This window comes from Vibrio sp. TRT 29B02 (assembly GCF_050113655.1).
GTDB lineage: Bacteria > Pseudomonadota > Gammaproteobacteria > Enterobacterales > Vibrionaceae > Vibrio.
The window spans coordinates 1-779 of the sequence record NZ_JBNJOJ010000070.1 but is presented as its reverse complement, the minus strand read 5'-3'; the positions used below and the strand labels follow the sequence as shown (position 1 = coordinate 779).

The 779-nt window shown below is 49.9% G+C and carries 1 pseudogene; it reads right to left on the bottom strand.

The annotated features are described in order from the left end of the window. Positions 1-681: pseudogene (locus ACQEXT_RS21205) on the bottom strand (FimV/HubP family polar landmark protein); the annotation flags it as partial. Positions 682-779: the final 98 nt, after the last annotated feature.

Genomic DNA, 779 nt, shown 5'->3' with positions numbered 1-779 from the left:
TAATGCGTCTTCTTCACTGTATTCCGGCAGCTCAAGCTCATCGAACGCCATGGCTGGCTCTTCCAGCGACGGCTCTTTAACAGACTCAGCAACAAGCGCTTCAGGTTCGAGAGCTGGGGCTTCTGCCACATCAGCCAATGCCTCTTCCTCATCAAACTCTGGCAAGTCTAGGTCATCGAATTCAAACGCTTCATCTTCTGCTTGCGGCTCTGTGAGCTGTTGTGCAGGTTCAAGTTCTGCATCCGCTAATGCGTCTTCTTCACTGTATTCCGGCAGCTCAAGCTCATCGAACGCCATGGCTGGCTCTTCCAGCGACGGCTCTTCAACAGACTCAGCAACAAGCGCTTCAGGTTCGAGCGCTGGGGCTTCTGCCACATCAGCCAATGCCTCTTCCTCACCAAACTCTGGTAAATCTAGGTCATCGAATTCAAACGCTTCATCTTCTGCTTGCGGCTCTGTGAGCTGTTGTGCAGGTTCTGCATCGGCTAGTGCATTTTGTTCTGTTTCCAGCTCATCATGCTGCGCAATATCGGCTAGATCTAACTCTTCCTGCTCGATATTTTCATCCGCAGAAAGTGAAGCCAGCACATCTTCCGACTGGATGGTTTCTGGTTGCCCATCATCGATTAACCAATCATCATCTTGTGGAATGCCAAATTCATTCTCGATAGCTTCTGGCATTGGTGCGCTGGACTCTTTTGGAGTCTCTGAAGTCTCTGAAGTCTCTGAAGTCTCTGAAGTCTCTGAAGTCTCTGAAGTCTCTGAAGTCTCTGAAGTCT